We start from the raw sequence: 25,584 nt of genomic DNA on the forward strand, positions 1-25,584 counted from the left end.
GGATGGTGACAGCTGGGTGACATTCGCTTGGCTCTGCGACGTCTTTGTCGACCCAGTTTGAGTGCTCCCAGCAGGTCAAGAACGGCAGACTGGTCTAGAGCCATCGTGTGGTGTCCTTTGTGAGTTCTTTGATCGGTGCTCACTGGCCATCCCACGGTGGCTCTTCACGTTGTCGAAGCAACGCTCACGAGCGGGAAATCACACCACTTACAGGGACGTAACCCTCGAAACCCATCGGTTAGCGACACGTGCCCGCTCTGACGAGTGCCACCAGCCTGATCATTGCGTTCCCCTGGTCACCACAGACGAGAGAGTGTGGAGGATCAGTTGCGCCGGCGGTGTCTCGGCGATGGCCCGGCGCACGACGACGTAGATCGTGCGGGTAGGTGCGGGGCGTACGACAGGGATCGAGCAGACTCCGTCCGGCAGCTGACGTGCGGCCAGGGCCGGCAGCAGGGTGATCCCGAGCCCGGCTTCGACGAATGCGATGGACATGGCGTAATCGTGCGCCTGCACCTGAAACACCGGGGCGATGCCCGCGGCGCTGCACGCCTCCAGGAGGTTCCGGCGGCACCATCCCGACGGCGCCTCGTTGTCGATCCAACGTTCCGAGGCGAGCTCCGCGAGCTCGATCTCCGCCCGGCGGGCCAGGGGGTGCGAGTCCTGGAGAACAACGCGATACGGGTCGTCCAGCAGATGGTGGGCGTCGAAGCCCGCCGTCGTGTGCAGAGACGCGGCGTCTCCGACGAGCAGCTGGATATCCGGGCGCTCCACATCTCCGTGGATCGCGCCTTCGAGAAGGCGAAGGTCGAGAGACACGTCCGGGTGCGCTGCGGCGAGGCGGCGTGCCACTTCCGGAAGCCAGGTGGCGCCGACCGAGGCGAAGTAGGAAAGCGTGAGGTGCGCCGTCCGCTCCGCGCGCAGGCCGGCAACCACAGTCTCCGCCTCGCTGAGGCGGGCAAGCACGCCCTCTGCCTGCGCGGCGATGACAAGACCGGCGGGCGTCGGCCGCAGCCCGCGGCCTATCCGCTCGAGCAGGACAAGTCCGGTCTCCCGGTGCAGTGCCGTCAAGTGCTGACTGATGGCCGACGGGGTATATCCGAGATTCGCCGCGGCCGCGGCCACGGACCCACTGGCGACGACGGAACGGAAGACACGGAGCCGATGTACGTCCAACATATCGCCAACCATACAGCAGGGCTAAAGAGTTCTTCATATATCAGTACTGGTGCTAAACGGATGGCTCGACGAGGATCGGACCATGACACTTCGAACACTCCCCGAGACATCGCCGATCGACCAACGCGATCGCGTGCTGTTGGGGAGCGCCGCCGTGGTGACCGTGGTGCTGTGGGCTTCTGCGTTTGTGGGCATCCGCGCCGCTGCGGAGGACTTCGATCCGGGCGCGTTGACCCTCGGCCGGATCGTGGTTGGGACGGCCGCCCTGGCGATCATGCAGCTGAGGATGCGGCGTCGACTGAAGCCGGCTGGCTCGACTCAGCAAACTCGGCGGATCCGCGACGCACCGCGGTGGGTACTGATCGGGGTCATCGTCTGGGGCATCTCCTGGTTCGGCGTCTACAACCTGGCCCTGAACGCAGCGGAACGGCACATCGATGCGGGGACGGCCGCACTGCTGGTGAACATCGCCCCGATGATCACGGCGGTGCTCGCCGGCATCCTGCTCGGTGAGGGCTTCCCCCGGCGTCTTATCGTCGGGATGCTCGTCTCGCTGCTGGGCGTCGTCGTCGTCGCGGTTGCCACGTCGACGGGCCGGTTCGACCCGATCGGGGTCGCACTCGCGGTGCTGGCGGCGGTCATTTACGGAACGGCCGCGACAGCGCAGAAGCGGTTGCTGCACCACCTGAACGCATCGACGTTGACCCTGATCGGTTGCCTCGCGGGCACGCTCGCCTGCCTGCCGTTCCTGCCGAATCTGCTGCGCGCGCTCGAGGCCGCGCCGCTACCGTCGATTCTCGCGGTCGTCTACTTGGGGGTCTTCCCCACCGCCGTAGCGTTCACGACGTGGGGTTACGTTTTGTCGCGATCCAGCGCCGGTCGCACGGCGGCGACCACCTACGCCATCCCGGCGGTCGTGATTCTTCTGTCGTGGCTGGTACTGAACGAGACTCCACCGACGCTCGCGATCATCGGTGGCGCAGTGGCTCTCGCCGGCGTCGCGATCGCGACTCTGCGACGGCGCACCCCCAGATGAGTGAGTCCCAATTGAACGAGACTCGGACGCTCATCGGGCCAACGCCCGGTGAGCGTTTCCTACTGCCACCCAGCTGTCAAACGCGAGTTGGACCCGGACGGTGAATTTCTGTGCCAATGAAAGCCCCCGCGCACGAATTGCTATTCAGTATTGCTATCTACCGGTACTCATGGCTACTATGTACCAGTAGATAGCAACACTGAATAGTTGAAGGAGAGGTTCATGGGCAAGCAGACGACCGAAATGCTCAAGGGCACGCTCGAGGGCATCGTCCTCGCAATCCTCGCCGTGCAGCCGGCGTACGGCTATGAGATCACGGCCCGGCTACGCAACCAGGGGTTCTCCGACATCGCCGAGGGCACCGTCTACGCCCTGCTGATCAGGGTCGAACAACGTGGCCTCGTTGACGTCGAGAAGGTCCCGTCTGAGAAGGGTCCGCCACGCAAGGTTTACGCGCTGAACGCACTCGGCGGCGAGTACCTCGAAGAGTTCTGGAGGACCTGGAGCTTCCTCGCAGAACGGATCGAACAGCTCCACCACCACATCGAACACCCACAGGAAGAAGGAGCGTAATCATGGCTGCACAGTGGATTGAGACCCTCACCGGCTCGCTCGAGCAGAAGAAGCAGTACAAGCAGGACAAGGCCCGAATCGACGCCCTCCCCGAGCCCTACGGAACGGCAGCCAAGGCGATCCACCGCTACCTCATGTACTACGGAGGTATCACCGACAGCGACACTCTCGTGACGATGTTCGGCGACCTGGCCGATTTGTGGGAACGCGCCGCCGTCGACGGCATGCCGGTGCGCGAGATCGTCGGCGACAATCCCGCCGAGTTCGCCGAGACGTTCGCCCAGGCCTACTCAGGCACGCAGTGGATCGATAAGGAGCGTGCCCGCCTGAACGAGGCAATCGACAACGCCGAGCGAAAGGAACAGCGATGACCACCGAAGCAGCCATCCGCGTCCAGGGCATCGAGAAATCGTTCAAGGACCTGCACGTGCTGCAAGGCGTCGATTTCGACGTGACGGCGGGAAGCATCTTCGCGCTACTCGGCTCCAACGGTGCGGGCAAAACCACGCTCGTGCGGATCCTCTCGACGCTGCTGAAAGCCGACGCGGGCACCGCGACGGTGCACGGCTTCGACGTCGCCGCGAAACCGGCCGACGTGCGCGAGTCGATCAGCCTGACCGGCCAGTTCGCCGCGGTCGATGACATCCTCACCGGCCGGGAGAACCTCGTACTGATCGCCAAGCTGCGTCACCTGAAGAACCCGGGTGCGATCGCCGACGACCTGCTCACCCGGTTCTTCCTCACCGAAGCAGGAAACCGCAAGGCATCGACCTACTCCGGCGGCATGCGACGCCGACTCGACATCTCGATGAGCCTGATCGGCAACCCGCCGATCATCTTCCTCGACGAACCGACCACCGGACTCGACCCGCAGGCGCGCATCGAGGTGTGGCAAACCATCAAGGAACTCGCCAGAGCCGGCACAACCGTGCTGCTGACCACCCAGTACCTCGACGAAGCCGAACACCTCGCCGACCGCATCGCAATCCTGCACAAGGGCACGATTATCCAGAACGGCACCCTCAGCGAACTGAAATGTCTCCTCCCCCCGGCCACGGTCGAGTACGTCGAGAAGCAGCCCTCCCTTGAGGACGTCTTCCTCGCCCTCGTCACAGACACCGGCGAGACCACCACCACAGACCGTCCCCTCGGCACTGTTCCGACAGGAAAGGAACCCCGATGACCACCCACGTCCTTCGCGACACCAACATCCTCACCGGCCGCTCACTGCGCCACATCCTCCGCAGCCCCGACACGATCATCACCACCGTCGTCACCCCGATCGCACTGCTGCTGCTGTTCGTGTTCGTGCTCGGCGGTGCGATCAACACCGGATCCGACGAGTCCTACGTCAACTACCTGCTCCCCGGCATCCTGCTCATCACGATCGCGTCCGGCGTCGCGTACACCGCGTACCGGCTGTTCCTGGACATGCAGGGCGGCATCTTCGAACGCTTCCAATCGATGCCGATCTCACGGCCCAGCGTGCTCTGGGCACACGTGCTCACCTCCCTGACCGCGAACATGGTCTCCGTCGCAGTCGTCATCGGCGTCGCGCTGATCATGGGGTTCCGCACCGGGGCGTCCCCAGCCGCCTGGCTCGCGGTCACCGCCATCCTGATCCTGTTCACCCTCGCCCTGACCTGGCTCGCCGTGATCGCCGGCCTCTCAGCCAAAACCATCGACGGCGCCAGCGCGTTCAGCTACCCGCTGATCTCCTGCCCTTCATCAGCTCGGCCTTCGTGCCCACCACCTCGATGCCCGGCCCGGTCGCCTGGTTCGCCGAGAACCAGCCCGTGACCTCCATCGTGAACACCCTCCGCGCCCTGCTCGCCCAGGAACCCGTCGGCAACGACATCTGGATCGCCCTCGCCTGGCTCGTCGGCATCCTCGCCGTCGCCTACACCTTCGCCATCGCCGCCTACCGCCGCAAGCTCAACTGAGACCGAGCGCCGCATCTCGAGGCCGGGCCGCTACCGTCGATTCTCGCGGTTGTCTACTTGGGGGTCTTCCCCACCGCCGTCGCAATCGCAACTCTGCGACGGCGCACCCCCAGTGCTGCTCTGCAAGCAAGTCGTGATCTCCTGCGAGAGCAGCGCCACAAGCCGACATCCGGCACGTCATAGTAGAAACACACAAAGTGGCCCGGTTTGGGTCGGCGTCAACGGTCAGAAAGGCACATCTCATGCGAAAGCTGGTCTACTACGTGGCCACGACCCTCGACGGCTACATCGCGGGCCCTGACGGGGGTGACCCGAGCGGTGCGGATTACTTCCCGCTCACGCCCGACGTCATCCAGTTCATCGCGAAACATTTTCCCGAAACTCTTCCAGGCCCAGCGCGTGACGCCATGGGCATCGACAGCATCGGCGAGAGCTTCGATACTGTTCTAGAAGGCCGGGCGTCCTACGAGATCGGCCTTGCAGCGGGCCTGACCGATGCGTATCCACATCTTCGCCACCTTGTCTTCTCAACCACGCTACAAAGCCAGGACTCCGCCGTCGAGGTCGTCCGAAGCGACGCGCTGGCCTGCGTACGGGCGCTCAAGGCCGAGAAGGGGAAAGACCTATGGCTGGTGGGAGGCGGAACGCTGGCCCACTCCCTACTGCCGGAAATCGACCGGCTCATCCTCAAACAGAACCGGTCCGTCATCGGAGCCGGCATCCCGCTCTTCAACGGCCCCTTCCAATCTCATCTGTTCCAGCCCGTCGATGAAGTCTTACTCGAATCCGGCATGCGAGTTCTCACCTACGACCGCGCCTGAAACAAGTTCTGTCAGCGCTCCACAACCGGATCCGGTCGCGTGTGAGCGAGCAGCACGGGGTTTTCACGATGCAGGGTCGTCGACGCGGGAGCTTCTACCCGACGCCAGCGTATGGACCACTGAAGCACACTCGTTCGCAAGGATCCGGCCTTCGCCGCGCAAACGAAGGCCGGACGTCTGCAAACGAACGCCCCCACCGGGTGACCGCGCGCGCCCGGCCACGGCACGCGCATCCGTCAAGAGCGCGGGCTGCTCACTGGTACGTTCAACGTATGTGTCGTCGCGGCCACCAGCGGATGCTCAGACACGATCCAGGAAAGCAGTGAGATGGTCGCAGTCGGGGAACGATCTACCTTGAACAGAGCCGGTCGGCTCGGAGTGGCCGGAATCGGCCGCACGCTGCTGCGCCGCCCGCCGGGCATTCTGCAGGGCACCCGGTGGCTGTTCACCTGGCTGGCGTTGCTGTCGCTTCTGTTCAGCCTGCCGGGCATCGTGGCGATGATGAGCGCGAGCCCGGAGGCCCTGCTGATGGCCGGGGCATCCGCAATCGCCCTCTGCGGCTCGTGGATCTACAGCCTGGTGCGGCAGCAGGTGCCGTTGGCCCTGGAGGTGCTCGACGCCCTCGCTCTGACCGCATTCGCCCTGGCCGGACCGGTTCCCGCGGCGGCAACTCCGCTGATCTTCGCTGCCGCCTGGCTGGGCACCCTCTACGGCACGCCGTGGCGCTCGGTGGTGCGCGGAGTGCTCTACTCCGCAGCAGTCGTGGCCATCACGATGCTCTGGTCGGTGTTTCCGGCACACGAAACCGCGCCGGACCTGGCCCGCCAGCTGGGCACCGCCACGATCATGCTGCTCATCATCGTGGTCTCGGGGCAGCTGCGCACCGGGCTGCAGGCCCACGACTGGGCCATCGAACGCGACAAGGCCCTCACCAAAACCGGCGCCAAGCTGCTCGGCATGACCGACGCCGCCCAGATCCGCACCCTCGCCTGGACCACCGCGAACGAACTCGGCTCCTCTACACCGGGGCTGCGGGTGCTCAAGGTGGTGCACGACGGCCAGGTGCTGCAGGTCGGCGCCCACACCGGCGATTTCGTCGACTCGCCCACCACCTTGCCCGGCGATGTGCTGCGCAGCAGCGGCGCCGAGGCGCACATCCTGCACCCGGGCGCGCTGAACGACGCGGTCGGGGTCGCCCTGGTCTGGGAGTGCGTGCCGCTCACCGAGCAGGAGGAGGACGCCTGGCTCCTGGTCGGCGCGCCCAAGCGCATCCCCGAGGGCACCATCCTGTCGGTGCGCAGCCTGGTCAACCAGGTGAATCTGGCGTTGCGCAACAGCCACTCGCACCATCAGCTCACGGCGCAGGCGCAGTACGACGCCCTCACCGGGCTCGACAACCGGCTCTCGTTCACCACCCAGCTGGGCGCCCAGCTGGCCCGCACCGACACCGCCGAGGCGCTGCACGTGTTGTTCCTCGACCTCGACGACTTCAAGGACGTCAACGACCAGCTCGGCCACCGTGCCGGCGACGCCGTGCTCGCCGAGGTGGCCGAGCGGCTGCGGCACTGCACCCGGCCGCACGACATCGTGGCCCGGCTCGGCGGCGACGAGTTCGCGGTGGTGCTCACGGGCACCACGGATGCCGCGGCCGAGGTGATCGCGCAACGCATGGTGGGGTCGCTGGCCGCACCGATCATCGTGGACGGGCGGCCCTGCCGGGTGGGCGCCAGCGTGGGGGTGGCCACGGCCGTGCCCGGTGCCGACCTTGACGAGCTCGTGCACCAGGCCGACGTGGCCATGTACGCTGCCAAGGCCAACGGCAAGGGCCAGGTGCAGCTGTTCAAGCCCGGGCTACTGCAGGGCGAATCGACGCTGGTGTCGTTCGAACGGCTGCTGGGCCGGGCGGCCGGCGGCGGGCAGCTCGAGGTGCACTACCAGCCGATCGTGTCGCTCACCGACCTGCACTGCACCGGAGCCGAGGCCCTGGTGCGGTGGCGGCATCCGGGGCGCGGCCTGCTGCTGCCGGAGGAGTTCATCCCGCTGGCCGAGTCCAGCGGCGCCATCCTGGCCATCGGCGCGTTTGTGCTGCGGCGCTCCTGCACGGATGCGATGACCTGGCCGGCCGCCCGGCCAGGGGTGCCGATGACGGTGCACGTGAACATCTCGGCCCTGGAGCTGGAGAGCGATCACTTTGTGGAGTCGGTGCTCTGGTGCCTGGCCGACAGCGGGCTGCCCGCCACTCGCCTGGTGCTCGAGCTCGCCGAAACGGTGGTGCTGGAGTCGGTCGCGGCGGTGGAGCGGTTGAAGAAGCTGGCCACGCACGGGGTGCAGGTGGGAATCGACGACTTCGGCACCGGGTACTCGTCGCTGTCGACGCTGCGGTCGCTGCCGATCTCGGTGGTCAAGCTCGACGCGAGTTTTGTGACCGGGGCGCTGAGCAACCCGGTGGACCGCACCGTGGTGGAGGCGATCGTGCAGATGAGCGCGAAACTGGGCATCGCCACCATCGCCGAGGGTGTGGAACGGCTGGACCAGCAGGAGATGCTCACCCTGATCGGCACCGACGCGGCGCAGGGGCACCTGTACTGCCGGGCGGTGCCCCCTGCCGAGCTGGCCGCGTGGCTGGCCCGCCACGCCCCTCCCGTCCTCCGCGAACTGTGAGAAAAGCACCACAAGACGCGAGTTTTCGGGGCTTTTCTCACGGTTCGCGAGGGTGGTCGGGGCCCAACACCTCGTAGCTGGACTGGGTGAACCCCGCGCCCAACTCGCGGGTGCCCACGTGCCGCAGGTGCACATCCGCATCGAGCGGGCCGAACAGCGGGATGCCCGTACCGATCAGCACCGGGGCACGGGTGATGGTGAGTTCCCGAATCAGCCCGGCCCGCAGAAAGCTCTGGATGGTGCGGCCGCCGTCGACGTACACCCGGCGGCGGCCCTCGGCGACGAGGGTGGCGACCACGTCATCGAGCGTCGCGTGCGCGGTGGTGTCGGGCGCGGACTCGGCATCGACGCCGCGCACCAGGGTGCGGCTGAGCACCAGCACCCGTTTGCCGGCGTAGGGCCAGTCTGCGAAGCCGCTCACGGTGTCGAAGGTGGCGCGGCCCACGACCATCGCGTCGACAGAGGCGAAGAACTCGTCGTAGCCGGTCTCCCCCAGGGCGTCGCCGGCGGCGACGAGCCAGTCGAAGTCGCCGTTCTCCCTGGCGATGAAACCGTCGAGGCTGGTGCCCACGAACACGCAACCGATCACGGGCGGAACGGGCGCGCCCAGCCCAGTAGTGGTGGTCATGCCAGCACGCTAGCAGCGGCCGCCGACACTGGCGAGGGGTGCCGTCGGCTACCGGCGCGGCCGCATCGACAGAAACGTTCCGGCGCCCAGAACCGGTGCGATGGCCGCGGCTATCGGCACCGGGAAGTTGCCGTTCACCCCCAACGCCAACACCAGGAACAGCGCGGCGACGGCCACGGCCGCTACCAATGGTGGCAGCATCGACTTCTTCGCGGTGGTCATGAGGTCAGGCTAGCGCTCCGCGGGCATCCGGAATCGCTCGCCGAAAACCATTCGTACGCATTGACTGTTTCGCCGGGGCTGCGCCACACGGTACGGTCAGCGTATGGATCGGAAGTACCGGGTGCCTTACGGGGCCAGCCTGCAGCCGGATTCCGGCCTGAACAATGAGCACACGCAGGAGTTGCGCGACCTAGAGCCCACCCAGGGAGCGGTGGAACAGGGCTTCCGCAAGCATCGGCTTCTGCTGATCGCGGTCGGTTGCCTGATCGTGGTCACCGGGCTGCTGGTGCACGCCACGACAGCCGGCATCGTCAGCGATTTCGTCGGCGACGCGCTCTATGCAGTCCTGGTGTACCTGGTGCTGTCGGTGATCTTCGTCCGCCGGCCCAGCTGGCAGGTTGCAGCGGCCGCGATCGTGCTCTGCCTGGCTATCGAGGTCTTCCAGCTCACCGGCGTGCCCGCCGGCCTCGCCGAGCTCGTCCCGCCGGCCCGCTATCTGTTCGGTACCACCTTCCATGCCCTCGACCTGGTCGCCTACGTCGTCGGCGTGCTCACCGCCATTGCCGTGAGCACCTGGCAGCAACGGGACTGACCCGGGGGCACGCCGAAGACGACCGGCCTGAAGCCGGACGATCGGGTTGGGCGTTGGCGTTCCGCGCGGTGAGTCAGCCGCCCAGCAGGGCCCGCATTCCCAGCAGCGCTCCGCCCAGGAAGGCCGCACACACTGCCGTCGTCCCCGCGACCGCCCAGAGTACTCGGCGGATGCGGGCCCGGCGCACCTGCCCGTCGAGCGCGGCGAAGCGGGTCATCACGTCGGCGGGGGCCGGGGTGGGGTGCTGGCGCCAGGTGGCCGGGCTGTCCAGGATCACGACGGCCTCGGCGATCTCGTCGTCGCTGAGCACCGGCTGCAGCTTGAGCAGCCACCGGCGCAGGGTGCGGGCGTCGAGCACCTTCACCTGCACGGGCTTGTCGCGGAAGGTGATCTGCTTGGGGTCGACGAGGGCGATCACCGGTTGCACCGGCGCGACCAGCGGCATCCGCTCGCGCAGCACGGTGGTGACGCGTTCGGCCTCGTGCTCGGCGGCGGGCAGGTAGGCCTTCTTGTGTCCGGACACGGTGACCGTGCGGGCGCCCACCCAGATGTGCTTGCCGCAGTGGTGTTTGGTGTTGATGGTGAAGATGCCGCCGGGGCCCACCAGAATGTGGTCGATGTCGGTGTCATTCTTGCCGATCGGCACCGCGTGGAAGGCGGTCCAGTCCGGGGGGAGGGTGGCGAGCATCTTGCCGACCGTGATCTCGCCCTGCGCGCCGAGGTACCAGCTCACGCTTTCGGGGCAGAGCGGCGACTGTCCGAACAGCCGGGCGACCCGGGTGCGCGGGGGCACCGCGGTCTGGCGGGAGAGGAGGTGCTCGATGACCAGCTGAGCGGCGATGCGGTTGCGCATGGCGGGGGGATGCAGGGTCACGGTGCTCCTTCGGACGCGCCCAGACGCGGCTGCGTCAGGGAGACCGCGTGGAAGGGATGGTCGCGCCGGGACCGCCACACGGAGGTGCGCCGCTTCGCAGGCGTCAGGCCATCCAGGGAGCGGCGCAGGCGGGGCGCCCACCACGTTCGGTGATTCGAGATTACCGAGCCGGGAGACCCCGGCGGCACCCCCACTGTAGGTGTCGGCGCACAGCGGATGCGCGTGCGCGCGGGCTGCGCGCGGCTATCCCGCGCCGCAACGCACGACTGTTGCCCGTGCGGACATGTGGCCCCGGCGCACCGGGCGCAGATGTCCGTTTCGGCAACAGTTCTGAGCTGGCGGCCGCGGTCAGCGGGCACGGCCGGGGGCGCATCCGGGAGGATGGCCAGGCCGTGGCCGCGCAGGCGGCGGTCAGCCGAGAACTGCGGGGGCGCACCCGGGAGGATGGCCAGGCCGTGGCCGCGCAGGCGGCGGGCGCCGCGGCATCCGCCCGTGTGGTCGAATAGAGCCGATGCATACTCCCCAAGCCCCGCCCGCCCGCACGGTCATCTCCCCCGACAACGTGCAGATCGCCACCTACGAATTCGGCGATCCAGACGCCCCCACCGTGCTCGCTGTGCACGGCTTCGCCTCGAGCGCGCTGGCCAATTTTCACGCCACCGGCTGGATCCGCGACCTGGTGCGCGAGGGCTACCACGTGATCGCGATCGACCAGCGCGGCCACGGCCAGAGCGACAAGCCGCACTCCGCCGACGCGTACTCGATGGACCTGCTCGTCACCGACGTGCTCACCGTGCTGGACACCTTCATGCTCGACGAGGTGGACTACGTGGGCTACTCGCTCGGCGCCCGGGTCGGCTGGCACGCCGCCCGGTTCATGCCTACCCGCATCGACCGCGCCGTGTTCGGCGGCATCCCCGACGGCGACCCGCTCACCCGGTTCCGCGTCGACCAGGCGCTCGCGTTCGTGCGCGAGGGCACTCCGGTCACGGATGCCCTCACCGGCGCGTACCTCACGATGGCCGGCGCCATCCGCGACAACGACCTCGAAGCGTTGATCGCGCTCGTCGAGGGGATGCGCGACGGCCCGCAGCCGCACGCCGCGAATGCGCCCGAGCAGCGGGTGCTCTTCGCCACCGGCAGCGAGGACCGCATCCTCGAGGCGTCCCGCGCGCTGGCCGAGGCCACCCCGCGCGCCTCGTTCTTCGAGATCCCCGGCCGCAACCACTTCAACGCGCCCACCTCCCGGGCGTTCCGGGATGCCGCGATCGAGTTCCTGGGGCTGCCCGGCTCCGAGTGAGCGCAGCCGCGGGGGCGGCTCGACGGCGCCGGTCGCGACGCATAGGCACGTCACCTGGTCTCGACAAGCTCGACCAACGAGTGGGCGCGACAGTCCCGCTGGTCGAGCCCGCCCCGCCGGTCGAGCCCGTCCCGCCGGTCGAGCCCGTCGAGACCCCGCGAGACGACCTCGTACCGCGACCGTCCCGCTGGTCGAGCCCGTCGCGGTGGTCGAGCCCGTCGAGACCCCGCGAGACGACCTTCAGGCCCGACAGCCCCGCTGGTCAAGCCCGTCCCGCTGGTCGAGCCCGTCGAGACCCCGCGAGACGACCTCGTACCGCGACCGCGGCCCGCTAGCTCGGCTTGACGGCCTTGATGATGGCGCCGTGCATCTGCGGGGCCACCTCGTGGGTGAACTCCACGCTCACGTCGGTGAACCCGGCCGCGGCCAGCGCCACCTGGTACTCCGCATCCGACAGCGCCCCGGCGATGCAGCCCGCATAGGAGCCCCGCTCAATGCGCTCGCTCTCGGTGAGCTGGTTCTCGGCCACGACATCGGAGAGCCCGAGTCGACCGCCCGGCGTGAGCACCCGGAACATCTCGCGCACGACGGCGTTCTTGTCGGCCGAGAGGTTGATCACGCAGTTGGAGATGATCACGTTGACCGTGGCATCCGCCAGCGGGATCTCTTCGATAAGTCCTTTGAGGAACTCGACGTTCGTGGCGCCGGCTTTGGCGGCATTGGCACGGGCCAGGGCCAGCATCTCGTCGGTCATGTCCAGGCCGTAGGCGAAGCCGGTGGGGCCCACCCGCCGGGCCGAGAGCAGCACGTCGATGCCGCCGCCGGAGCCCAGGTCGAGCACTCTCTCGCCGGGCCGCAGGTCGGCCACGGCGGTGGGGTTGCCGCAGCCGATGCTGGCCAGCATGGCCTCGTCGGGCACCTCGGTGTGCTCGGCACCGGTGTACAGCACCGAGCCGAAGACGTCGCTGGTCTCCAGCGGTGTGCCGCAGCAGGAGCCGCTGCTCACGTCGGTGACCTGCAGCGCCTGCGCGGCGTAACGCTCGCGCACCTGCTCGGTGATCGCGGCCTTCTCGGTCGCGGTCTTCTCGGTCCTGGTCCTCTCGGTGGCGGATTTCTCTGTCGCGGTCTTCTCGGTCATGCGCGGTCCCACCCCTGGTTCATATAGACGGATGTCGATGCATTCAGTATGGCGAGACAATCAACGGTCGTCAATTGCCGGGGCTGGTACCGCTGCGCACCGCCACCGTGCACTGCCACCATGCACCGCCGCTGCACACCGCCGCGGCGCCGCCGCGGCGCCGTCGCCGTGCACTGCCACCGAACACCGTCGCGGCTTCCCGCCCGCCGCTGCGCGAACGCGGTAACTGTTGCCGAAGCGGACTTCTGCGCCCGGTGTACCGGGTGCATTTGTCCGCACGGGGAACAGTTGAGGCGCAGTTCCGAAAACGAGCGCGCACACGGTCAGTCAGCGAGACAGGCGGGCCGCATAGGCCAGCGCCGCGGCGGAGACCGGGGCGCCCGGCGGGGTCATCGCGGAGGTCTCCGGCGCCAGGGCCGTCAGCCGCAGGGGCAGCACCCCCGCCCAGATCGAGCGGTCGTCGCCGTCATCCGCGGCCTCGGACGCCCCGTGGGCGCGCACCTTCACGCTCGCCTCGGCCAACGACAGCCGCAGCACGAGCGTCGCGGCGAGCTCCCGCTTGGTCATGTCGCGCACCTCGTCCCAGCGGCCCGGCATCAGGTGGTCGGAGACGACGCGCATGGCCTTCTCCTTGTCGGCGGCGGCGACCACCGTCGGTACGCCGAACACGACGGCGCTGCGGTAGTTCATCGAGCTGTCGAACAGCGAGCGGGCATAGACGAGTCCGTCCAGGTGCGTCACCGTGACCGAGATCGGGGCGCCGGATGCCATGGCGCGAAAGATGCCGCTGCCGGTGGAGCCGTGCAGGTAGATGGCGTCGGCGCCACGGCCGAAGCCCATCGGCAGCACCAGCGGCAGGCCGTCACGCACGATCGCGACGTGGGCGACGAGGGCGTCGTCCAGAATGCCGTACAGCTCGGCCCGGTCGGTGCGTTGGCGTTCGGGGGCGCGGGTGATGCGGGTGCGGGCGGTGATGGGTAACTCGGTGGTCAGGTCGCTCTGGGGCTGTGTGGAGTGCGGCATGCTACTAGGATCGAGCCCAGAGTGGATCAACACCAGGACCAGTTGTGGCAACTTTTACTAGACCGGTTCGGGGCGAGCGCCGCCGATCCGGTTCGGTCCAGCACAGTCGAACCGGTTCGGGTCGAGCACCGCCGATCCGGTGCGAGTAGAGCCGTCGATCCGGTGCGAGTTCGGCGCCGTCGCACCAGTTCGGGTCGAGCACCCTCGATCCGGTGCGAGAGGCCGGATGCCGCCCGCGCCCGCCGGACACCGAGAGAGGAAACCCGTGAACGCACACGACCTGCCGATCCTGCTCGATCGGACGTCGGAGCTTCCCCTGGCGGCGCAACTCGCCTCGGCACTGCGCCGGGCGATCCTCGGCGGGGTCCTGCGGCACGACGAGGCGCTGCCCTCGACCCGCGCCCTCGCCGCCTCGGTGCGGGTGTCGCGCGGCACGGTCGTCGCCGCTTACGACCAGCTCGCCGGCGAGGGCTACCTCCTGGCGCGTCCGGGCTCGGCAACCCGGGTGATGGTGGAGCGGTCCGATGCGCTCGCCGACGCCGTCGACGGCACACACGGCCACCTCTCCCGCGGGCGGGCACGGCCCACCGCGAGCGGCCCGAGCACATCGAGCACCGCGAGCGGCCCGAGCACCGCGAGCACCCAGAGCACCGCGAGCGGCCCGAGCACCGCGAGCACCCAGAGCACCGCGAGCACCCAGAGGCCCGCGAGCGCAACTCCGGACCTCACTCCCCTGCCGTTGATCGACCTGGCCCCCGGGCATCCGTCGACCCGGACTCTCGTCGACCCGGCCTGGACGGCGGCTTGGCGCTCCGCCGTCCAAGCGTCCGGGCGGAGCGACTCGCCGCCCGCCAGCGGCACCCTCGAGTTGCGCACCGCGATCGCCGAGCACGTGCGGCGGGCGCGGGGACTGGCTTGCCGCCCCGACGACGTGATCGTCACGGCCGGCACCAGCGACGCCCTGGCAAGCATCGGGCTGGCCCTCGCGGCACTGGCCGGCGGCGACACCGCAGGCAGCGGCACAGACACCGGCACAGGCAGCGGCACCAGCTCCTGCACCGAGCCGGCTGCCACCCTCCGGATGGTGACCCCGCGGATCGCCGTGGAAGACCCCGGCTACCCCACCGCCCTGCGGGTGCTGCGCCGGGTGGGCGCGCATCTTCTGCCGGTGCGCACCGATCCCCACGGCATCGACCTGGCAGAGCTCGCCGCGCTGGTGCCGGCCCCGCACGCCGTTCTGATCACCCCGAGCCACCAGTATCCGCTGGGCAGCAGCCTCTCGGTGCAGGGGCGGCTCGACCTGCTCGATTGGGCGCACGCAGCGGATGCCGTGGTGATCGAGGACGACTACGACAGCGAGTTCCGCTTCGGCGCCGCGCCGCTACCCGCCCTGGCCACCCTCGACACGTCGGGCCGGGTGGCACTGGTCGGCAGCTTCTCCAAGACCGTCACCCCGTGGATCCGCTGCGGCTACATCATCGCCACCGGCGACCTCGGCGCGGCCCTCCGCGAGGTGCGCGACGACCTCGGGCCGTCGGTGTCCGGCGTGCAGCAGGCGGCGCTCGCCCGCTACCTCGAGGGCGGCGGCCTGGCCCGCAACGTCACCCGGGTGCGCCGCGAGTACGCGCACCGCCGCGCCCTGGTGATCGGCACGCTGGGCGCGCTGCCCGGCGTGCGACTGGCCGGCCTCGACGGCGGGCTGCACGTTGTGGTGCATATTGACGTCGCGGGCGAGGCGGATGCATCCGCTCTGATCACGCAGGCCGCCGCGCGCGGGGTGCGGGTCGCGTCGCTGGCCGACTACACGGTGCGGGACCGGGGCCAGCACGGCCTGGTGCTCGGCTACGGCTCGCCGACCGATCTGGAGCTCGGCCGGGCGCTCGACGTGCTCGCCCGGCTCCTCACGGCCCCCGCCGGACACTGATTTGCGGACTTCCCGCCTTCGTTCGCTATACGAAGGCGGGAAATCCGCAACTGAGTGGCGTCGAAGCGCCCGGTCGCACGCCTGCTGCTGCACCGCCGCATCCGCTCATTCGTTTCGGCAAAAAACAGGGTGCAGGCCACGATTCACCCTGCGAAGTTCCGAAATGAAACCTTCTCGCAGCCCGGCACGGACATTCCCCGCCCGCTCACCGGAGAATCAGGCTCTTGGCCTTGCGCCCCGAGAACACGGTCTTGAACGACACCCGGTTGGTGTACTCGATGGACCCGTACCGGAACAGCCGCACCGCGAGCTGCAACACGACCGCGCTGAGGAGGAAGAGTTCCGTGATGACAATGGCCGCCTCCCATCCCGAGAGTGAGCCGAACGCGTTGCGCAGCATCGCGGTGATCGGCGCGGAGTAGGGGAAGTAGGTGAACAGGCCAACGACCAGACTGTGCGGGTCCGAAAGCACCAGCGAGACCGAATAGAGCGGCACGATCATCAGGATGATGAGTGCCGTGAACCAGCCGCCGGCATCCTTGGCGTTGGGCATGACCGCCCCGATCGCGACGGCCGTGCCTGTGAACAGGGCGAACCCGCCCAGGGCCAGCAGCGCCCCCACGATCATCTGCCCGGGATCGAACGTGAAACTGGACAGGTCCAGCTCGGGCAGGTTCAACGAGGACCGGAAGAACAGATAGGCGAACAGCACCGGCAGCAGGAACACCAGAACCTGCACGAAGCCGACGATGAAGACCGAGATGATCTTCCCGCTGATCAGCGCCGTGGGGTTCAGGGTGGTGAGGATCATCTCTGTGACCCGGTTCTCCTTCTCTTCGAGGGTGCTGGTGAGCATCTGGTTGGACAGCAGGGTGAAGACCAGGAAGAACATCACCAGAAAGATCAGCGGCGGGATCACGCCCATGAACCCGGCCGCTTCCTCCCCGTTCGTGTAGGTAGTGGCGTTCACCGACACGTCACCCTGGGCCAATGCCGTCAGCGCGGGATCCCCGATCTGGTCCTGGGCGCTGGTGATCAGCACCTGGGTGGCGACGCTCTGATACTCGCCGTTGCCGAACAGGCCCTTGTCGATCCCGTACACCTGGGTCGGTGTTGCGGCCGGGTCGGCCGCGTACACAAAGTGGGCGTCTTCCTCCCCCGCCTTCACCTCGGCAATCGCCGACGCGTCATCCCTGACCGCGGTGCCGCCCAGGGCTTCGGCCACGGCCGGGTCGACATAGCCGGATGCGTCGCTGTAGGTGAAGGTGATCTGCGCGTCGGACTGGGCGTCGATACGGCTCATGGACGACGTGTTGCCCAGGGTCACCAGGCCCACGACGATGCCGATCGCGATCGGCACCAGCAGGGTGATGATCCAGAACTTCTTCTTGCCCAGGGTGCGGCCCACCTCGAAGCCGATGACCGTGCGGAGATTGTGCTGAGCCATCTCAGGCACCTGCCATTTCGTTCTGGTCGCCGTACACGCTGACGAAGATCTCCTCGAGCGAGAGCTTGCTGGTGGTGAAGCTTCTGATGAGAGCGCCGGCGTCGACCAGGTCGCGCAAGATCAGGGCCTCGTCGACGGTGTCGAGGAGGGTGAGTTCGGCGTAGTTGCGGTCGCGCAGACTGATCTCATAGTGTGCGGACGCGGGGATCTCACCGGAGTAGGCGACCCGGATCATCGTGCCGCCGTACTGGTTCTGCACCTCGGGGATCGTGCCGTACGCCTCCGCCCGGCCGCCCTTCAACAGGATCACCCGGTCGCAGAGCCGCTCGACCTCCTCCATCTGGTGCGTCACCATCAGCACCGTGGCCCCGGCCTTCTTCTGCTCCTCGATGATGTCCATCAGCAGTCGCCGGTTCACCGGGTCGAACCCCTTCGTCGGCTCATCCAGGATCAGCAGCTCCGGGTCGTTCATGATCGTCACGCCCAGCTGAACCTTCTGCTGCTGCCCGCCGGAGAGCTTGTCCACCCGCACCTTGGCCTTGTCGCCCAGACCCACCCGCTCGAGGTACGTCATCGACCAGGCCGCCGCGGCCTTCTTGGTCAGCCCCTTGAGCTCACCGAAGTAGGTCATCACGGCAAGAACGGACTCCTTCTTGTACAGCCCCCGCTCCTCCGGGAGGTAGCCCAGCCGGATGCCGGCCTCCGGCGTGAACGGGCGTCCATCGATGTGGAGGATGCCGCCGGTCGGGATGTAGATGCCCAGCAGGGCACGCAGAGTGGTGGTCTTGCCGGAGCCGTTTGAGCCGAGAAAACCGAACGTCTCGCCGCGCAGCACGTCGAAGGAGAGGTCCTCGATAACCGTGGTGCCGGCAAAATCCATCCGGAAATTTTCGATGTGGACAAGAGACCCCGCTGCTTTCGTCATGCCCATACCCTAGCGCTGCCCAAAGGTATCCGGCTGTTGACCAGCGGTTTTCGTTCTAGGGACCACAAATCGACGGCGGATGCGGCACCGTAGGGCCGAGGCTGGCGCACGGGGTCTCGACAGGCTCGACCAACGAACGCGGGCGCGACCCAGACGCTGATCGAGCCTGTCGAGATCCCGGCGCGATGGCCGCGACCCATACGCTGATCGAGCCTGTCGAGATCCCGGCGCGATGGCCGCGACCCATACGCTGATCGAGCCTGTCGAGATCCCGGCGCGATGGCCGCGACCCATACGCTGCCTCACCGGGTCTCGACACGCTCGACCAACGAGATGGCGGCGGCCGCACAACAAATCGGGCTGATCACGGCGGTTTCAGCTTGCCTTCAGCGGGGTCGGCCAGACTGACACCGGCGGCCGCGTGGCCGCCAGATTGACGAGGGGCCGGATGCGAGTCCTGCTGGTGGAAGACGAGGTGCGCCTGGCGACCGGGCTCAAGCGCGGCCTCGAAGCCGAGGGCTTCGCGGTCGACATCGCCGGCACCGGTCCGGACGGCCTCTGGCTGGCCCGCGAGAACGAGTACGCGGTCATCCTGCTCGACATCATGCTGCCCGGACTCAGCGGCTACCGGGTCTGCGAGACCCTGCGCGCCGAGGAGAACTGGACGCCGATCCTGATGCTCACCGCCAAGGACGGTGATTGGGACCAGATCGAAGCCCTGGACACCGGCGCCGACGACTACCTCACCAAACCGTTCTCCTCCGCCGTGCTGCTGGCCCGGATGCGCGCCCTCATCCGTCGCGGCACCAGCGCCAGGCCCACCGTGTTGCGGGCCGGCGACCTGCACCTGGACCCGGCGACCCGCGCGGTGACGCGGGGCGGCGCATCCGTTGACATCACCGCCCGGGAGTTCGCGGTGCTGGAGTACCTGATGCGCAACCGGGGCAGCGTGGTGAGCAAGCGCGACGTGCTCGACAACGTCTGGGACTTCGACTTCGAGGGCGACCCCAACATTGTGGAGGTGTACGTGGGGCACCTGCGCAACAAAGTGGACCGGCCGTTCGACCGGAACGCGATCGAGACCCTGCGCGGTGCCGGCTACCGGCTGGCGGCCGACGGTGGCTGAGCGGCGCACCCGGTCGCTCCGCGGCCGGATCACCCTGGTGTCCACGGCGATCGTGGCCGTCACCCTGGTCGTGGGCGCGCTGGTCTTCGTGCTCGTACTGCGCAGCGTGCTGCTGGATGAGGTGGGCACGGCCGTCGAACGCGACCTCGAGCAGATCGAGACTGAGCTCGACACCGGCACCGGCGTGGCCGGCCTCGACGCCGACGACGATGACGTGATCTTTCAGATCACCGACTCCTCCGGCGCCCTCATCGCCGGCAGCGAGGCCCTCGACGGCCGGCTCCTCACCGTGCGCGACGGCGGTGACACCCAGATCGTGCGGGTGCTTGGCGAGAACACCGACTATCTCGTCGCGGCCGACGACCAGGACGACACCACCATCCTGGCCGGCCGCGCGGTGGAGAACACCGACGAAGCCGTCGCCACGGTGGCCGTGCTGCTGGCCGGCGCCGTGCCGCTGCTCACCGGGATCGTCGCCGTGCTCACCTGGATCGTGGTGGGCCGGGCGCTGGCCCCCGTCGAACGGATGCGCCGCGAGGTCGACACCGTCACCTCCAGCAACCTCGACCGCCGCATTGCCGACCCGGGCCGCAACGACCAGATCGGCCGGTTGGCGCACACCATGAACGGCATGCTCGACCGGCTGGACACCTCCCAGCGCGCCCAGCGCCAGTTCGTCTCGGATGCCTCGCACGAGCTGCGCTCCCCGCTCGCGTCGCTCCGCCAGTACGCCGAGGTGGCCCAGGCGCATCCGGACCGGGTCGACCTCGACGACCTGTCCGAGGCCGTGCTCGACGAAGGGGACCGGCTCGAGCGCCTCGTGGCGGGCATGCTCCTGCTGGCGCGGGTGACCGAGAGTTCGATCGATCGCACCGGCACCGCCGTGGACCTGGACGACCTGATGCTCGCCGAGGCCCGCCGGCTGCGCGACACCATGGCGCTCAGCATCGACAGCACCGGGGTGGGCCCGGCCCGGGTGCACGGCGACCAGAACCTGCTCGGCCAGGTGGTGCGCAACCTCGTCGACAACGCCGCCCAACACGCCTCCGGGCGGGTGAACCTCGCGCTCGGCGTTGTCGACGGGCAGGCGCTGCTGGTCGTGGAGGACGACGGCCACGGGGTGCCGCTCGGCGAGCGCGACCGGGTGTTCGAACGGTTCGTGCGGCTGGACGAGTCCCGGGCACGGGCATCCGGCGGCACCGGGCTGGGCCTGGCGATCGTGCGGGAGAGCGTGCAGGCGCACGGCGGCACCGTGAGGGTCGTCGAGAGCAGCCTCGGCGGCGCCAGGTTCGAAGTACGCCTGCCCGCGGTAGATGAGGCCTGACCAGCATTTCTGAAGGCGCCTTCAGCGGGCTTCAGGATGGCTTCAGCGGCACCTTGACACAGTGGGGTCATCGGCCCCGCAGTGGAGTCATCGGCCCCAGTGGCACCGCTTAGAACAAGGGACATACCGTGAAGAAGAAGACCCTCTGGATCACCGGCGCTGCCGTTGCCGCCGTTCTCGTCGTGGGCGGCGCGGGCCTGGCCGTCGCCGACCCGTCTGGCGGCCCGTTCGACGGCAGCACCCGTGACAAGGCCAGCACCGCCGCACTGGATGCCGTCGGCAGTGGCACCGGCACCGACGCCGGCAGCGGTGACGACGCGGGCAGCGCCGACTACTCGGGCAGCCCTGACGACTCGGGCAGCACCCACGACTCGGGCAGCTCCGACGACTCCGACAGCGCCAACGACTCGGGCAGCTCCGACGACTCCGACAGCGCGGACACCGACGACTCCGGCGACCTCGGCGCGCTCTCCGCCGCCGACCGGGACGCCGCCACCGCCGCCGCGCTCGCGACCCTGCCCGCGGGCACCGTCGGCACCATCACCGAGGTTGAGCAGAGCGACGACTTCGACTACGCCTACGAGGTCGAGATCACCCTCGACAACGGTCAGGACGTCGACGTCGAGCTTGACGCGAGCTTCGCCGTGGTTGAGGTCGACGGCGCCCCCACCGCGTAGGGCGGGTCTCAGGCCTTCGGGTCGCGGCGCCGGCCGGGCGGCGCGGCGATCCACAACCGCAGCAGCAGCCCGGCCACGGCCAACGGCACACACACGAGCAGCAGGCCCCGGCCGAGCGAGGCGGCCCGGTCCCACTCGGCGGGGGTCGTGTCGACCGCCCGGCCCAGGTACAGCAGCAGCAGCCCGGCCCCGGCGCTCGCCAGGGTCAGTGCGACGACAACGACCAGGGCCGGCACCCCGGCCCGGCCGCGCCGCACCACCAGCACGATGGTGTCGGCGACGAACGACAACGCGAACGGCAGCACCACGCAGAACAGGATGACGGCGGCGAGCACGATCATCGGCGCACAGCCGGGATCGGAGCACGTGGCATGGCGCATCCGTCTCGGTCAGGTGGCGTGGGGGTCAGCGACCCCGACTGACCGTACCAACACCCGCCCGGCCGACCAAGCTGGCGGTGCACCCCAGTTCGGGGTCAGTGCCTCGTCAGAGCCAGCTCTGCCGGTGGTCCTCGACGAACTGGCGCAGCGTGGTCGCGCCCTCGCCGGTGAGCCGGCGGATGCTGCGATTCGGCAGCGCGGTCAGGCGGAGGCGCGCCACCCTGTACCAGCTGGCCTGCGCGGCGATGTCCGGCGCCGTGGCCCCCTGCTTCGCGGCCGACTCGGCGAACTCGGCCTCGGTCGTGGCGGTGTAACGCACGGGCCGGTTCAGCACGTCGGTGAGGATCTCGGCCACCTGCGCATAGCTCAGCGCCTGCTCCCCGGCGAGGGAATACGACTTGCCCAGGTGACCGGGTTCGGTGAGCACCCGGGCGGCCACCCGGCCCACGTCGTCGGCGTCGACGAACGCCACCGGGGCACGGCCGGCCGGCAGCACGATCTCGCCGCGCAGGCGGATGTCGTCGCGGTACAGAGTCGACAGAGTCTGCATGAGCACGTTGGGCCGCAGTATCGTGTGCGGCGTGCGGGTGCGCTTGAGGTACTGCTCCACCAGGTGATGCGGTGAGCGGGGGGTGGACCGCACGCCCGGGGCCGAGAGGAACACGATCTGCTGCACGCCGCTCTCCTCCATCGCCTGGTCGATGAACGGAATCAGGGTGCGACCCACCTCAGCGATCGTCGGCGGAACGAGCAGGAACACCCGGTCCACACCGGCGAGGGCGCGGGCCCAGGTGCTGCGGTCGCCGAAGTCGAAGGCGCGCACACTGGCGCCGCTGCCGTCGACGGCGTGACCGATGGGGTGAGCGGCGGTCTGAGCGGATGCCTTCCCGCCCCGGCCCGCGCCGGTCGCGGCTCCCGCGCCGGGCCGGCCGACCGTGCGCTGGGGGGCCGCCGTGGCGGGCAGGCTGCTCGGCTCGGGCTTGTGCGCCGGGTTGAGCTCCGGCTTCTGGTTGGGCGCCCGCAGCGGCTTGCCGAGGGGCGCTGCTGCGCCGTGGCCCGTCCCACCGGCGCCGGGTCGGCCGGTGCCGGGCCCACCGGTGCCGGATCGGCCGGTCCCGGGCACACCAACGCCCCGTCCGCCGGTCCCGGGCACACCAGCGCCCCGTCCACTGCCGTTGGATCCCCCGCCGGGTCGGCCCGTCCCGTACCCGCCGGGCTGCTGCCCGCCCGCGGTGCCGCTGGCGCGCCGGGCGCCCTCGGCGATCCAGGCGCGCGGGTCTCGCATCCCGGCGATCACGGTCTCACCGGCTGCGGCCAGAGCATCCACCACGGCCTGTCCCACGGTGCCGGATGCCCCGGTGACCAGGATCTTGCCCGTCAGCGCTGTGCGCCGGGGTGACGAAGTCTGGTCGTTCATGCCCTTTACGTTAGTGCCGCCCGGCCCGCCCGGCTTTCGCGAAAGCGGCCGTGTGGCTGCCTCATGCACCTGAGGCAGCCCCAACACCGCTCTCGCGAGTTCTCCCCAGCGAAGGTCCGTCCCCGCGAAAGGACAGTCCCCACGAAAGGACAGTCCCCACGAGAGGTTCGGGGCTCAGAGTCGGTGGGCTCAGACCGCGTCGAGGCTGAACAGGGCGGCCTGCTCCGGGGTGAGCAGCGGGGCGGGCAGGCCCACTCGGGCGAGCACGGCGCCGCTGAGCACCAACTCCGGCGCATCGGCGGCCAGCCAGGCCGGCGGCAGGGTTTGCACGGCGAGCGGCGCCGGACCCGCGAGCAGCGGCCGCACCCGGTAGCGCCGCTCGGGGTCGAGGCCGGGAAAGCGGATCGGGGCGGGCAACGCGGTGCGCGGCGCAGCCAGGGCGACCTGGGCGAAGACGGCGGAGGCGCCATCCGCTGCCACCACACCGTGCAGCTCGATCGCCGGGTCGGACGCGTCGGCGTGCACGACGGTGCCGCCGTGCAGCAGCGCCCGACGCTCCTTATAGATGGCGATCCAGGCCGCGATCTGGTCCAGGTCGACCGCCGTCGCCCGGGTGAGGTCCCACTCGATGCCGGCGCTGCCGAACAGCGCGGTGGCCAGGCGGAAGCCCAGCGCCGAGGTGCGCCCGGTGGTGTGCGCGGTGGCGGCGCCGAGGTGGCCGCCGAGGTATTCCGGCGGCACGAGCACGCTCGTGTAGCGCTGGATCTGTTGGCGCTCCAGCGGGTCGTTGGTGTCGCTGGTCCAGACCCGGTCCACCCGCTCGAGGATCCCCAGGTCGATCCGGGCGCCGCCGGAGGCGCAGGACTCGATCTCCAGGCCGGGCTGCGCGGCGCGCACGGCGTCGATCAACCTGTACAGCGCCGCGGTCTGCCGGTGCACCGACCCGCCGAGCAGGTCGCGGTTGTGGTCCCACTTGAGGTACGCGATCGGGTACTCGGCCAGCAGCGCGGTGAGCCGTCCGAGCAGCCAGGCGAAGGCATCCGGGTTGGCCAGGTCGAGCACTCGCTGCCCCCGCCAGGTGGGGGCGGATGCCGACCCGAGCAGCCAGTCCGGGTGCGCCCGGGCCAGGTCGGAGTCGGGGTTGACCATCTCGGGTTCCACCCAGAGGCCGAAGTCGAGGCCCGCCGTGTGCACCCGGTCGATGAGTGGGTGCAGGCCTTCCGGCCATTTGGCGGCGTCGACGAACCAGTCGCCGAGCGCCCGCTGGTCGTCGGTGCGGCCGGAGAACCAGCCGTCGTCGAGCACGAACCGTTCTACGCCCACTCGCGCGGCGGCGTCGACGAGGCGGCCGAGGGTGGGCAGGTCGTGGTCGAAGTACACCGCCTCCCAGGTGTTCAGCAGCACCTTGCGCGGGCCGGTGATGGTCGACCAGGACCGGATCCACGGGTGCAGCCGGGCGCTGAGCCCGTCCAGGCCCGCGTCGGAGTACACCGCCACGGTCCACGGGCTGGTGTAGCTCTCCCCCGCGGCCAGGCTCAGTTCGCCGGGGGCGAGCAGCTCGCCCGCGCCGAGGGTGGCGAAGCCGAGGGCGCTCCGCTCAGCCCACACCCGCTTGTCGCCGCTGAACGCGAGGTGCACCGCCCACACCTCGCCGACGCGGAAGCCGAAGCCGGGGGTGCCGGCCACGGTGAGGTAGGAGTCGTCGTGGCCGGGCCGGCCGTGCCGGGATTCCCGGCTCCAGACGCCCTGCCGCAGCGTGCTGCGCTGCGGGCGGCGTTCGTGGCTCCACAGTCCGGTGAAGTCGAGCAGCTCGGCCGCCCGGTCGGGCACGGGCAGTGTCACGTCGAGACCGGCGAGTTCGAGGCTGCTGGCGCCGGTGTTGGTCACGGTGTGCCGCATCCGCAGCACGCCCTGCACGGTGAGTTCGAGGTCGGTCGTCACGGTGACGGATGCGTCAGCATCCGCCAGCTCGACGGCCAGCGTGTTCGCACCGCGCTCGCGCACCGCCACCAGGGTCAGCGCCGGGTCGAGGGTGCCGCTGCCCGTGCCGCTGCCGGTGCCGCCGCCCGTGCCGCCGCCGGTGCCGCTGCCGGCGCGAAACCCGCTCAGGGCCGGCCGGCCGCTCCAGCCCTCGGCGAGGGCGGGCAGCAGGCTGAGCCGGAGCGGCGCGTCGATCGAGCTGGGGCCGACCGGCGGCACGCTCGCCGCGGCCAGCGCGGCCAGGTCGGTCGGGGCCAGCTCGCCGAGGTCGGCGCCCCAGTGCACGATCACCGGCGCTCCGCTGCCCGAGGCGTCGAGAACAAGGCTGGTGCCGGCGGCACGGAGGTGGTGAATCATGACATTGCTCTCTTCTTTGGCAAACAAAAAGCTGACT

The 25,584-nt window shown here is 69.3% G+C and carries 24 protein-coding genes and 1 pseudogene; 14 read left to right on the forward strand and 11 right to left on the reverse strand.

What is annotated here, in order from left to right:
• Positions 1-279: 279 nt before the first annotated feature.
• Complete coding sequence (locus BJQ95_RS14020) at positions 280-1,179, reverse strand: LysR substrate-binding domain-containing protein (protein WP_130177099.1); 900 nt, start codon at positions 1,177-1,179, stop codon at positions 280-282.
• A gap of 82 nt (positions 1,180-1,261) precedes the next feature.
• Here BJQ95_RS14020 and BJQ95_RS14025 point away from each other — a divergent pair, with 82 nt between their 5' ends.
• The 7 genes and pseudogenes from BJQ95_RS14025 (at position 1,262) to BJQ95_RS14055 (ending at position 8,213) form a co-directional block, all read left to right on the forward strand.
• Complete coding sequence (locus BJQ95_RS14025) at positions 1,262-2,215, forward strand: DMT family transporter (protein ID WP_130177098.1); 954 nt, start codon at positions 1,262-1,264, stop codon at positions 2,213-2,215.
• A gap of 222 nt (positions 2,216-2,437) precedes the next feature.
• A complete protein-coding gene (locus tag BJQ95_RS14030) occupies positions 2,438-2,788 on the forward strand; it encodes a PadR family transcriptional regulator (RefSeq protein ID WP_130177097.1) in 351 nt (116 codons plus the stop codon).
• 2 nt (positions 2,789-2,790) lie between these two features.
• On the forward strand, positions 2,791-3,159 hold the full coding sequence (locus BJQ95_RS14035; protein ID WP_130177096.1) for a DUF1048 domain-containing protein: 369 nt from the start codon (positions 2,791-2,793) through the stop codon (positions 3,157-3,159).
• Positions 3,156-3,971 (forward strand): ABC transporter ATP-binding protein, encoded by an 816-nt coding sequence (locus BJQ95_RS14040; protein ID WP_130177095.1) that lies wholly within the window; start codon positions 3,156-3,158, stop codon positions 3,969-3,971. Before BJQ95_RS14035 ends, BJQ95_RS14040 begins: the two co-directional genes overlap by 4 nt.
• Positions 3,968-4,731: pseudogene (locus BJQ95_RS14045) on the forward strand (ABC transporter permease). Before BJQ95_RS14040 ends, BJQ95_RS14045 begins: the two are co-directional and overlap by 4 nt.
• A 242-nt stretch (positions 4,732-4,973) precedes the next feature.
• Positions 4,974-5,552: a dihydrofolate reductase family protein gene (locus tag BJQ95_RS14050; protein WP_130177094.1), complete on the forward strand. Its 579-nt coding sequence runs from the start codon at positions 4,974-4,976 to the stop codon at positions 5,550-5,552.
• 354 nt (positions 5,553-5,906) lie between these two features.
• Positions 5,907-8,213, forward strand: a complete 2,307-nt coding sequence (locus BJQ95_RS14055) for a bifunctional diguanylate cyclase/phosphodiesterase (protein ID WP_165384888.1) — start codon at positions 5,907-5,909, stop codon at positions 8,211-8,213.
• Positions 8,214-8,250: 37 nt separating this feature from the next.
• Here BJQ95_RS14055 and BJQ95_RS14060 read toward each other — a convergent pair whose 3' ends face one another.
• Entirely contained in the window at positions 8,251-8,841 is a 591-nt protein-coding gene (locus tag BJQ95_RS14060; RefSeq protein WP_130177092.1) for a dihydrofolate reductase family protein, read from the reverse strand.
• Between the two features lie 48 nt (positions 8,842-8,889).
• Positions 8,890-9,063 (reverse strand): hypothetical protein, encoded by a 174-nt coding sequence (locus BJQ95_RS14065; RefSeq protein ID WP_165384887.1) that lies wholly within the window; start codon positions 9,061-9,063, stop codon positions 8,890-8,892.
• A gap of 103 nt (positions 9,064-9,166) precedes the next feature.
• Here BJQ95_RS14065 and BJQ95_RS14070 point away from each other — a divergent pair, with 103 nt between their 5' ends.
• Positions 9,167-9,655, forward strand: coding sequence for a DUF2809 domain-containing protein (locus tag BJQ95_RS14070; RefSeq protein ID WP_130177091.1), 489 nt, complete (start codon positions 9,167-9,169; stop codon positions 9,653-9,655).
• A gap of 73 nt (positions 9,656-9,728) precedes the next feature.
• Here BJQ95_RS14070 and BJQ95_RS14075 read toward each other — a convergent pair whose 3' ends face one another.
• Positions 9,729-10,529, reverse strand: a complete 801-nt coding sequence (locus BJQ95_RS14075) for a nuclease-related domain-containing protein (protein ID WP_130177090.1) — start codon at positions 10,527-10,529, stop codon at positions 9,729-9,731.
• Positions 10,530-10,804: 275 nt separating this feature from the next.
• Here BJQ95_RS14075 and BJQ95_RS14080 point away from each other — a divergent pair, with 275 nt between their 5' ends.
• Both BJQ95_RS14080 and BJQ95_RS14085 read left to right on the forward strand, forming a co-directional pair.
• The gene (locus BJQ95_RS14080; protein ID WP_256041391.1) at positions 10,805-11,035 is read left to right on the forward strand and encodes a hypothetical protein; all 231 of its coding nucleotides are present in this window, start codon (positions 10,805-10,807) and stop codon (positions 11,033-11,035) included.
• Between the two features lie 5 nt (positions 11,036-11,040).
• The gene (locus BJQ95_RS14085; RefSeq protein WP_130177088.1) at positions 11,041-11,829 is read left to right on the forward strand and encodes an alpha/beta fold hydrolase; all 789 of its coding nucleotides are present in this window, start codon (positions 11,041-11,043) and stop codon (positions 11,827-11,829) included.
• A gap of 331 nt (positions 11,830-12,160) precedes the next feature.
• Here the strand turns inward: BJQ95_RS14085 and arsM are convergent, their stop codons facing one another.
• Positions 12,161-12,967, reverse strand: coding sequence for an arsenite methyltransferase (gene arsM / locus BJQ95_RS14090; protein WP_130177087.1), 807 nt, complete (start codon positions 12,965-12,967; stop codon positions 12,161-12,163).
• A 327-nt stretch (positions 12,968-13,294) separates the two neighbouring features.
• On the reverse strand, positions 13,295-13,990 hold the full coding sequence (locus BJQ95_RS14095; RefSeq protein ID WP_130177086.1) for a pyridoxamine 5'-phosphate oxidase family protein: 696 nt from the start codon (positions 13,988-13,990) through the stop codon (positions 13,295-13,297).
• Between the two features lie 265 nt (positions 13,991-14,255).
• Between BJQ95_RS14095 and BJQ95_RS14100 the strand changes: the two genes are divergently transcribed.
• Complete coding sequence (locus tag BJQ95_RS14100) at positions 14,256-15,914, forward strand: PLP-dependent aminotransferase family protein (RefSeq protein WP_240694668.1); 1,659 nt, start codon at positions 14,256-14,258, stop codon at positions 15,912-15,914.
• 205 nt (positions 15,915-16,119) lie between these two features.
• Here the strand turns inward: BJQ95_RS14100 and BJQ95_RS14105 are convergent, their stop codons facing one another.
• Together BJQ95_RS14105 and BJQ95_RS14110 are read right to left on the reverse strand one after the other, a co-directional pair.
• The gene (locus tag BJQ95_RS14105) at positions 16,120-17,361 is read right to left on the reverse strand and encodes an ABC transporter permease (RefSeq protein ID WP_130177085.1); all 1,242 of its coding nucleotides are present in this window, start codon (positions 17,359-17,361) and stop codon (positions 16,120-16,122) included.
• Position 17,362: 1 nt separating this feature from the next.
• Complete coding sequence (locus tag BJQ95_RS14110; protein WP_130177084.1) at positions 17,363-18,241, reverse strand: ABC transporter ATP-binding protein; 879 nt, start codon at positions 18,239-18,241, stop codon at positions 17,363-17,365.
• Positions 18,242-18,734: 493 nt separating this feature from the next.
• On the opposite strand from BJQ95_RS14110, the gene BJQ95_RS14115 reads away from it, so the two are divergent.
• The 3 genes from BJQ95_RS14115 to BJQ95_RS14125 all read left to right on the forward strand — a co-directional run bounded on the left by BJQ95_RS14115 (position 18,735) and on the right by BJQ95_RS14125 (position 21,413).
• Positions 18,735-19,412, forward strand: a complete 678-nt coding sequence (locus BJQ95_RS14115) for a response regulator transcription factor (protein WP_130177083.1) — start codon at positions 18,735-18,737, stop codon at positions 19,410-19,412.
• Positions 19,405-20,736, forward strand: coding sequence for a cell wall metabolism sensor histidine kinase WalK (locus BJQ95_RS14120; RefSeq protein ID WP_130177082.1), 1,332 nt, complete (start codon positions 19,405-19,407; stop codon positions 20,734-20,736). The genes BJQ95_RS14115 and BJQ95_RS14120 overlap by 8 nt, the downstream gene beginning before the upstream one ends.
• Positions 20,737-20,864: 128 nt before the next feature.
• The gene (locus BJQ95_RS14125) at positions 20,865-21,413 is read left to right on the forward strand and encodes a PepSY domain-containing protein (protein ID WP_130177081.1); all 549 of its coding nucleotides are present in this window, start codon (positions 20,865-20,867) and stop codon (positions 21,411-21,413) included.
• An 8-nt stretch (positions 21,414-21,421) separates the two neighbouring features.
• Here BJQ95_RS14125 and BJQ95_RS14130 read toward each other — a convergent pair whose 3' ends face one another.
• The 3 genes from BJQ95_RS14130 to BJQ95_RS14140 form a co-directional block, all read right to left on the reverse strand.
• The gene (locus BJQ95_RS14130; RefSeq protein ID WP_130177080.1) at positions 21,422-21,793 is read right to left on the reverse strand and encodes a hypothetical protein; all 372 of its coding nucleotides are present in this window, start codon (positions 21,791-21,793) and stop codon (positions 21,422-21,424) included.
• A gap of 106 nt (positions 21,794-21,899) precedes the next feature.
• Positions 21,900-23,210, reverse strand: a complete 1,311-nt coding sequence (locus BJQ95_RS14135) for an NmrA family NAD(P)-binding protein (RefSeq protein ID WP_130177079.1) — start codon at positions 23,208-23,210, stop codon at positions 21,900-21,902.
• 189 nt (positions 23,211-23,399) lie between these two features.
• A complete protein-coding gene (locus tag BJQ95_RS14140) occupies positions 23,400-25,547 on the reverse strand; it encodes an alpha-galactosidase (protein ID WP_130177078.1) in 2,148 nt (715 codons plus the stop codon).
• Positions 25,548-25,584 lie beyond the last annotated feature (37 nt).

The organism is Cryobacterium sp. SO1, from assembly GCF_004210215.2.
Taxonomy (GTDB): domain Bacteria; phylum Actinomycetota; class Actinomycetes; order Actinomycetales; family Microbacteriaceae; genus Cryobacterium.

Bases quoted from the DNA above. Each gene is read 5' to 3' on its own strand.
- BJQ95_RS14020 (WP_130177099.1), bottom strand. From the start codon at position 1,179: ATGTTGGACGTACATCGGCTCCGTGTCTTCCGTTCCGTCGTCGCCAGT.
- arsM (WP_130177087.1), bottom strand. From the start codon at position 12,967: ATGACCGAGAAGACCGCGACAGAGAAATCCGCCACCGAGAGGACCAGG.
- BJQ95_RS14105 (WP_130177085.1), bottom strand. From the start codon at position 17,361: ATGGCTCAGCACAATCTCCGCACGGTCATCGGCTTCGAGGTGGGCCGC.
- BJQ95_RS14065 (WP_165384887.1), bottom strand. From the start codon at position 9,063: ATGACCACCGCGAAGAAGTCGATGCTGCCACCATTGGTAGCGGCCGTG.
- BJQ95_RS14025 (WP_130177098.1), top strand. From the start codon at position 1,262: ATGACACTTCGAACACTCCCCGAGACATCGCCGATCGACCAACGCGAT.
- BJQ95_RS14095 (WP_130177086.1), bottom strand. From the start codon at position 13,990: ATGCCGCACTCCACACAGCCCCAGAGCGACCTGACCACCGAGTTACCC.
- BJQ95_RS14130 (WP_130177080.1), bottom strand. From the start codon at position 21,793: ATGCGCCATGCCACGTGCTCCGATCCCGGCTGTGCGCCGATGATCGTG.
- BJQ95_RS14035 (WP_130177096.1), top strand. From the start codon at position 2,791: ATGGCTGCACAGTGGATTGAGACCCTCACCGGCTCGCTCGAGCAGAAG.
- BJQ95_RS14060 (WP_130177092.1), bottom strand. From the start codon at position 8,841: ATGACCACCACTACTGGGCTGGGCGCGCCCGTTCCGCCCGTGATCGGT.
- BJQ95_RS14040 (WP_130177095.1), top strand. From the start codon at position 3,156: ATGACCACCGAAGCAGCCATCCGCGTCCAGGGCATCGAGAAATCGTTC.
- BJQ95_RS14115 (WP_130177083.1), top strand. From the start codon at position 18,735: ATGCGAGTCCTGCTGGTGGAAGACGAGGTGCGCCTGGCGACCGGGCTC.
- BJQ95_RS14030 (WP_130177097.1), top strand. From the start codon at position 2,438: ATGGGCAAGCAGACGACCGAAATGCTCAAGGGCACGCTCGAGGGCATC.
- BJQ95_RS14050 (WP_130177094.1), top strand. From the start codon at position 4,974: ATGCGAAAGCTGGTCTACTACGTGGCCACGACCCTCGACGGCTACATC.
- BJQ95_RS14110 (WP_130177084.1), bottom strand. From the start codon at position 18,241: ATGGATTTTGCCGGCACCACGGTTATCGAGGACCTCTCCTTCGACGTG.
- BJQ95_RS14070 (WP_130177091.1), top strand. From the start codon at position 9,167: ATGGATCGGAAGTACCGGGTGCCTTACGGGGCCAGCCTGCAGCCGGAT.
- BJQ95_RS14140 (WP_130177078.1), bottom strand. From the start codon at position 25,547: ATGATTCACCACCTCCGTGCCGCCGGCACCAGCCTTGTTCTCGACGCC.
- BJQ95_RS14085 (WP_130177088.1), top strand. From the start codon at position 11,041: ATGCATACTCCCCAAGCCCCGCCCGCCCGCACGGTCATCTCCCCCGAC.
- BJQ95_RS14135 (WP_130177079.1), bottom strand. From the start codon at position 23,210: ATGAACGACCAGACTTCGTCACCCCGGCGCACAGCGCTGACGGGCAAG.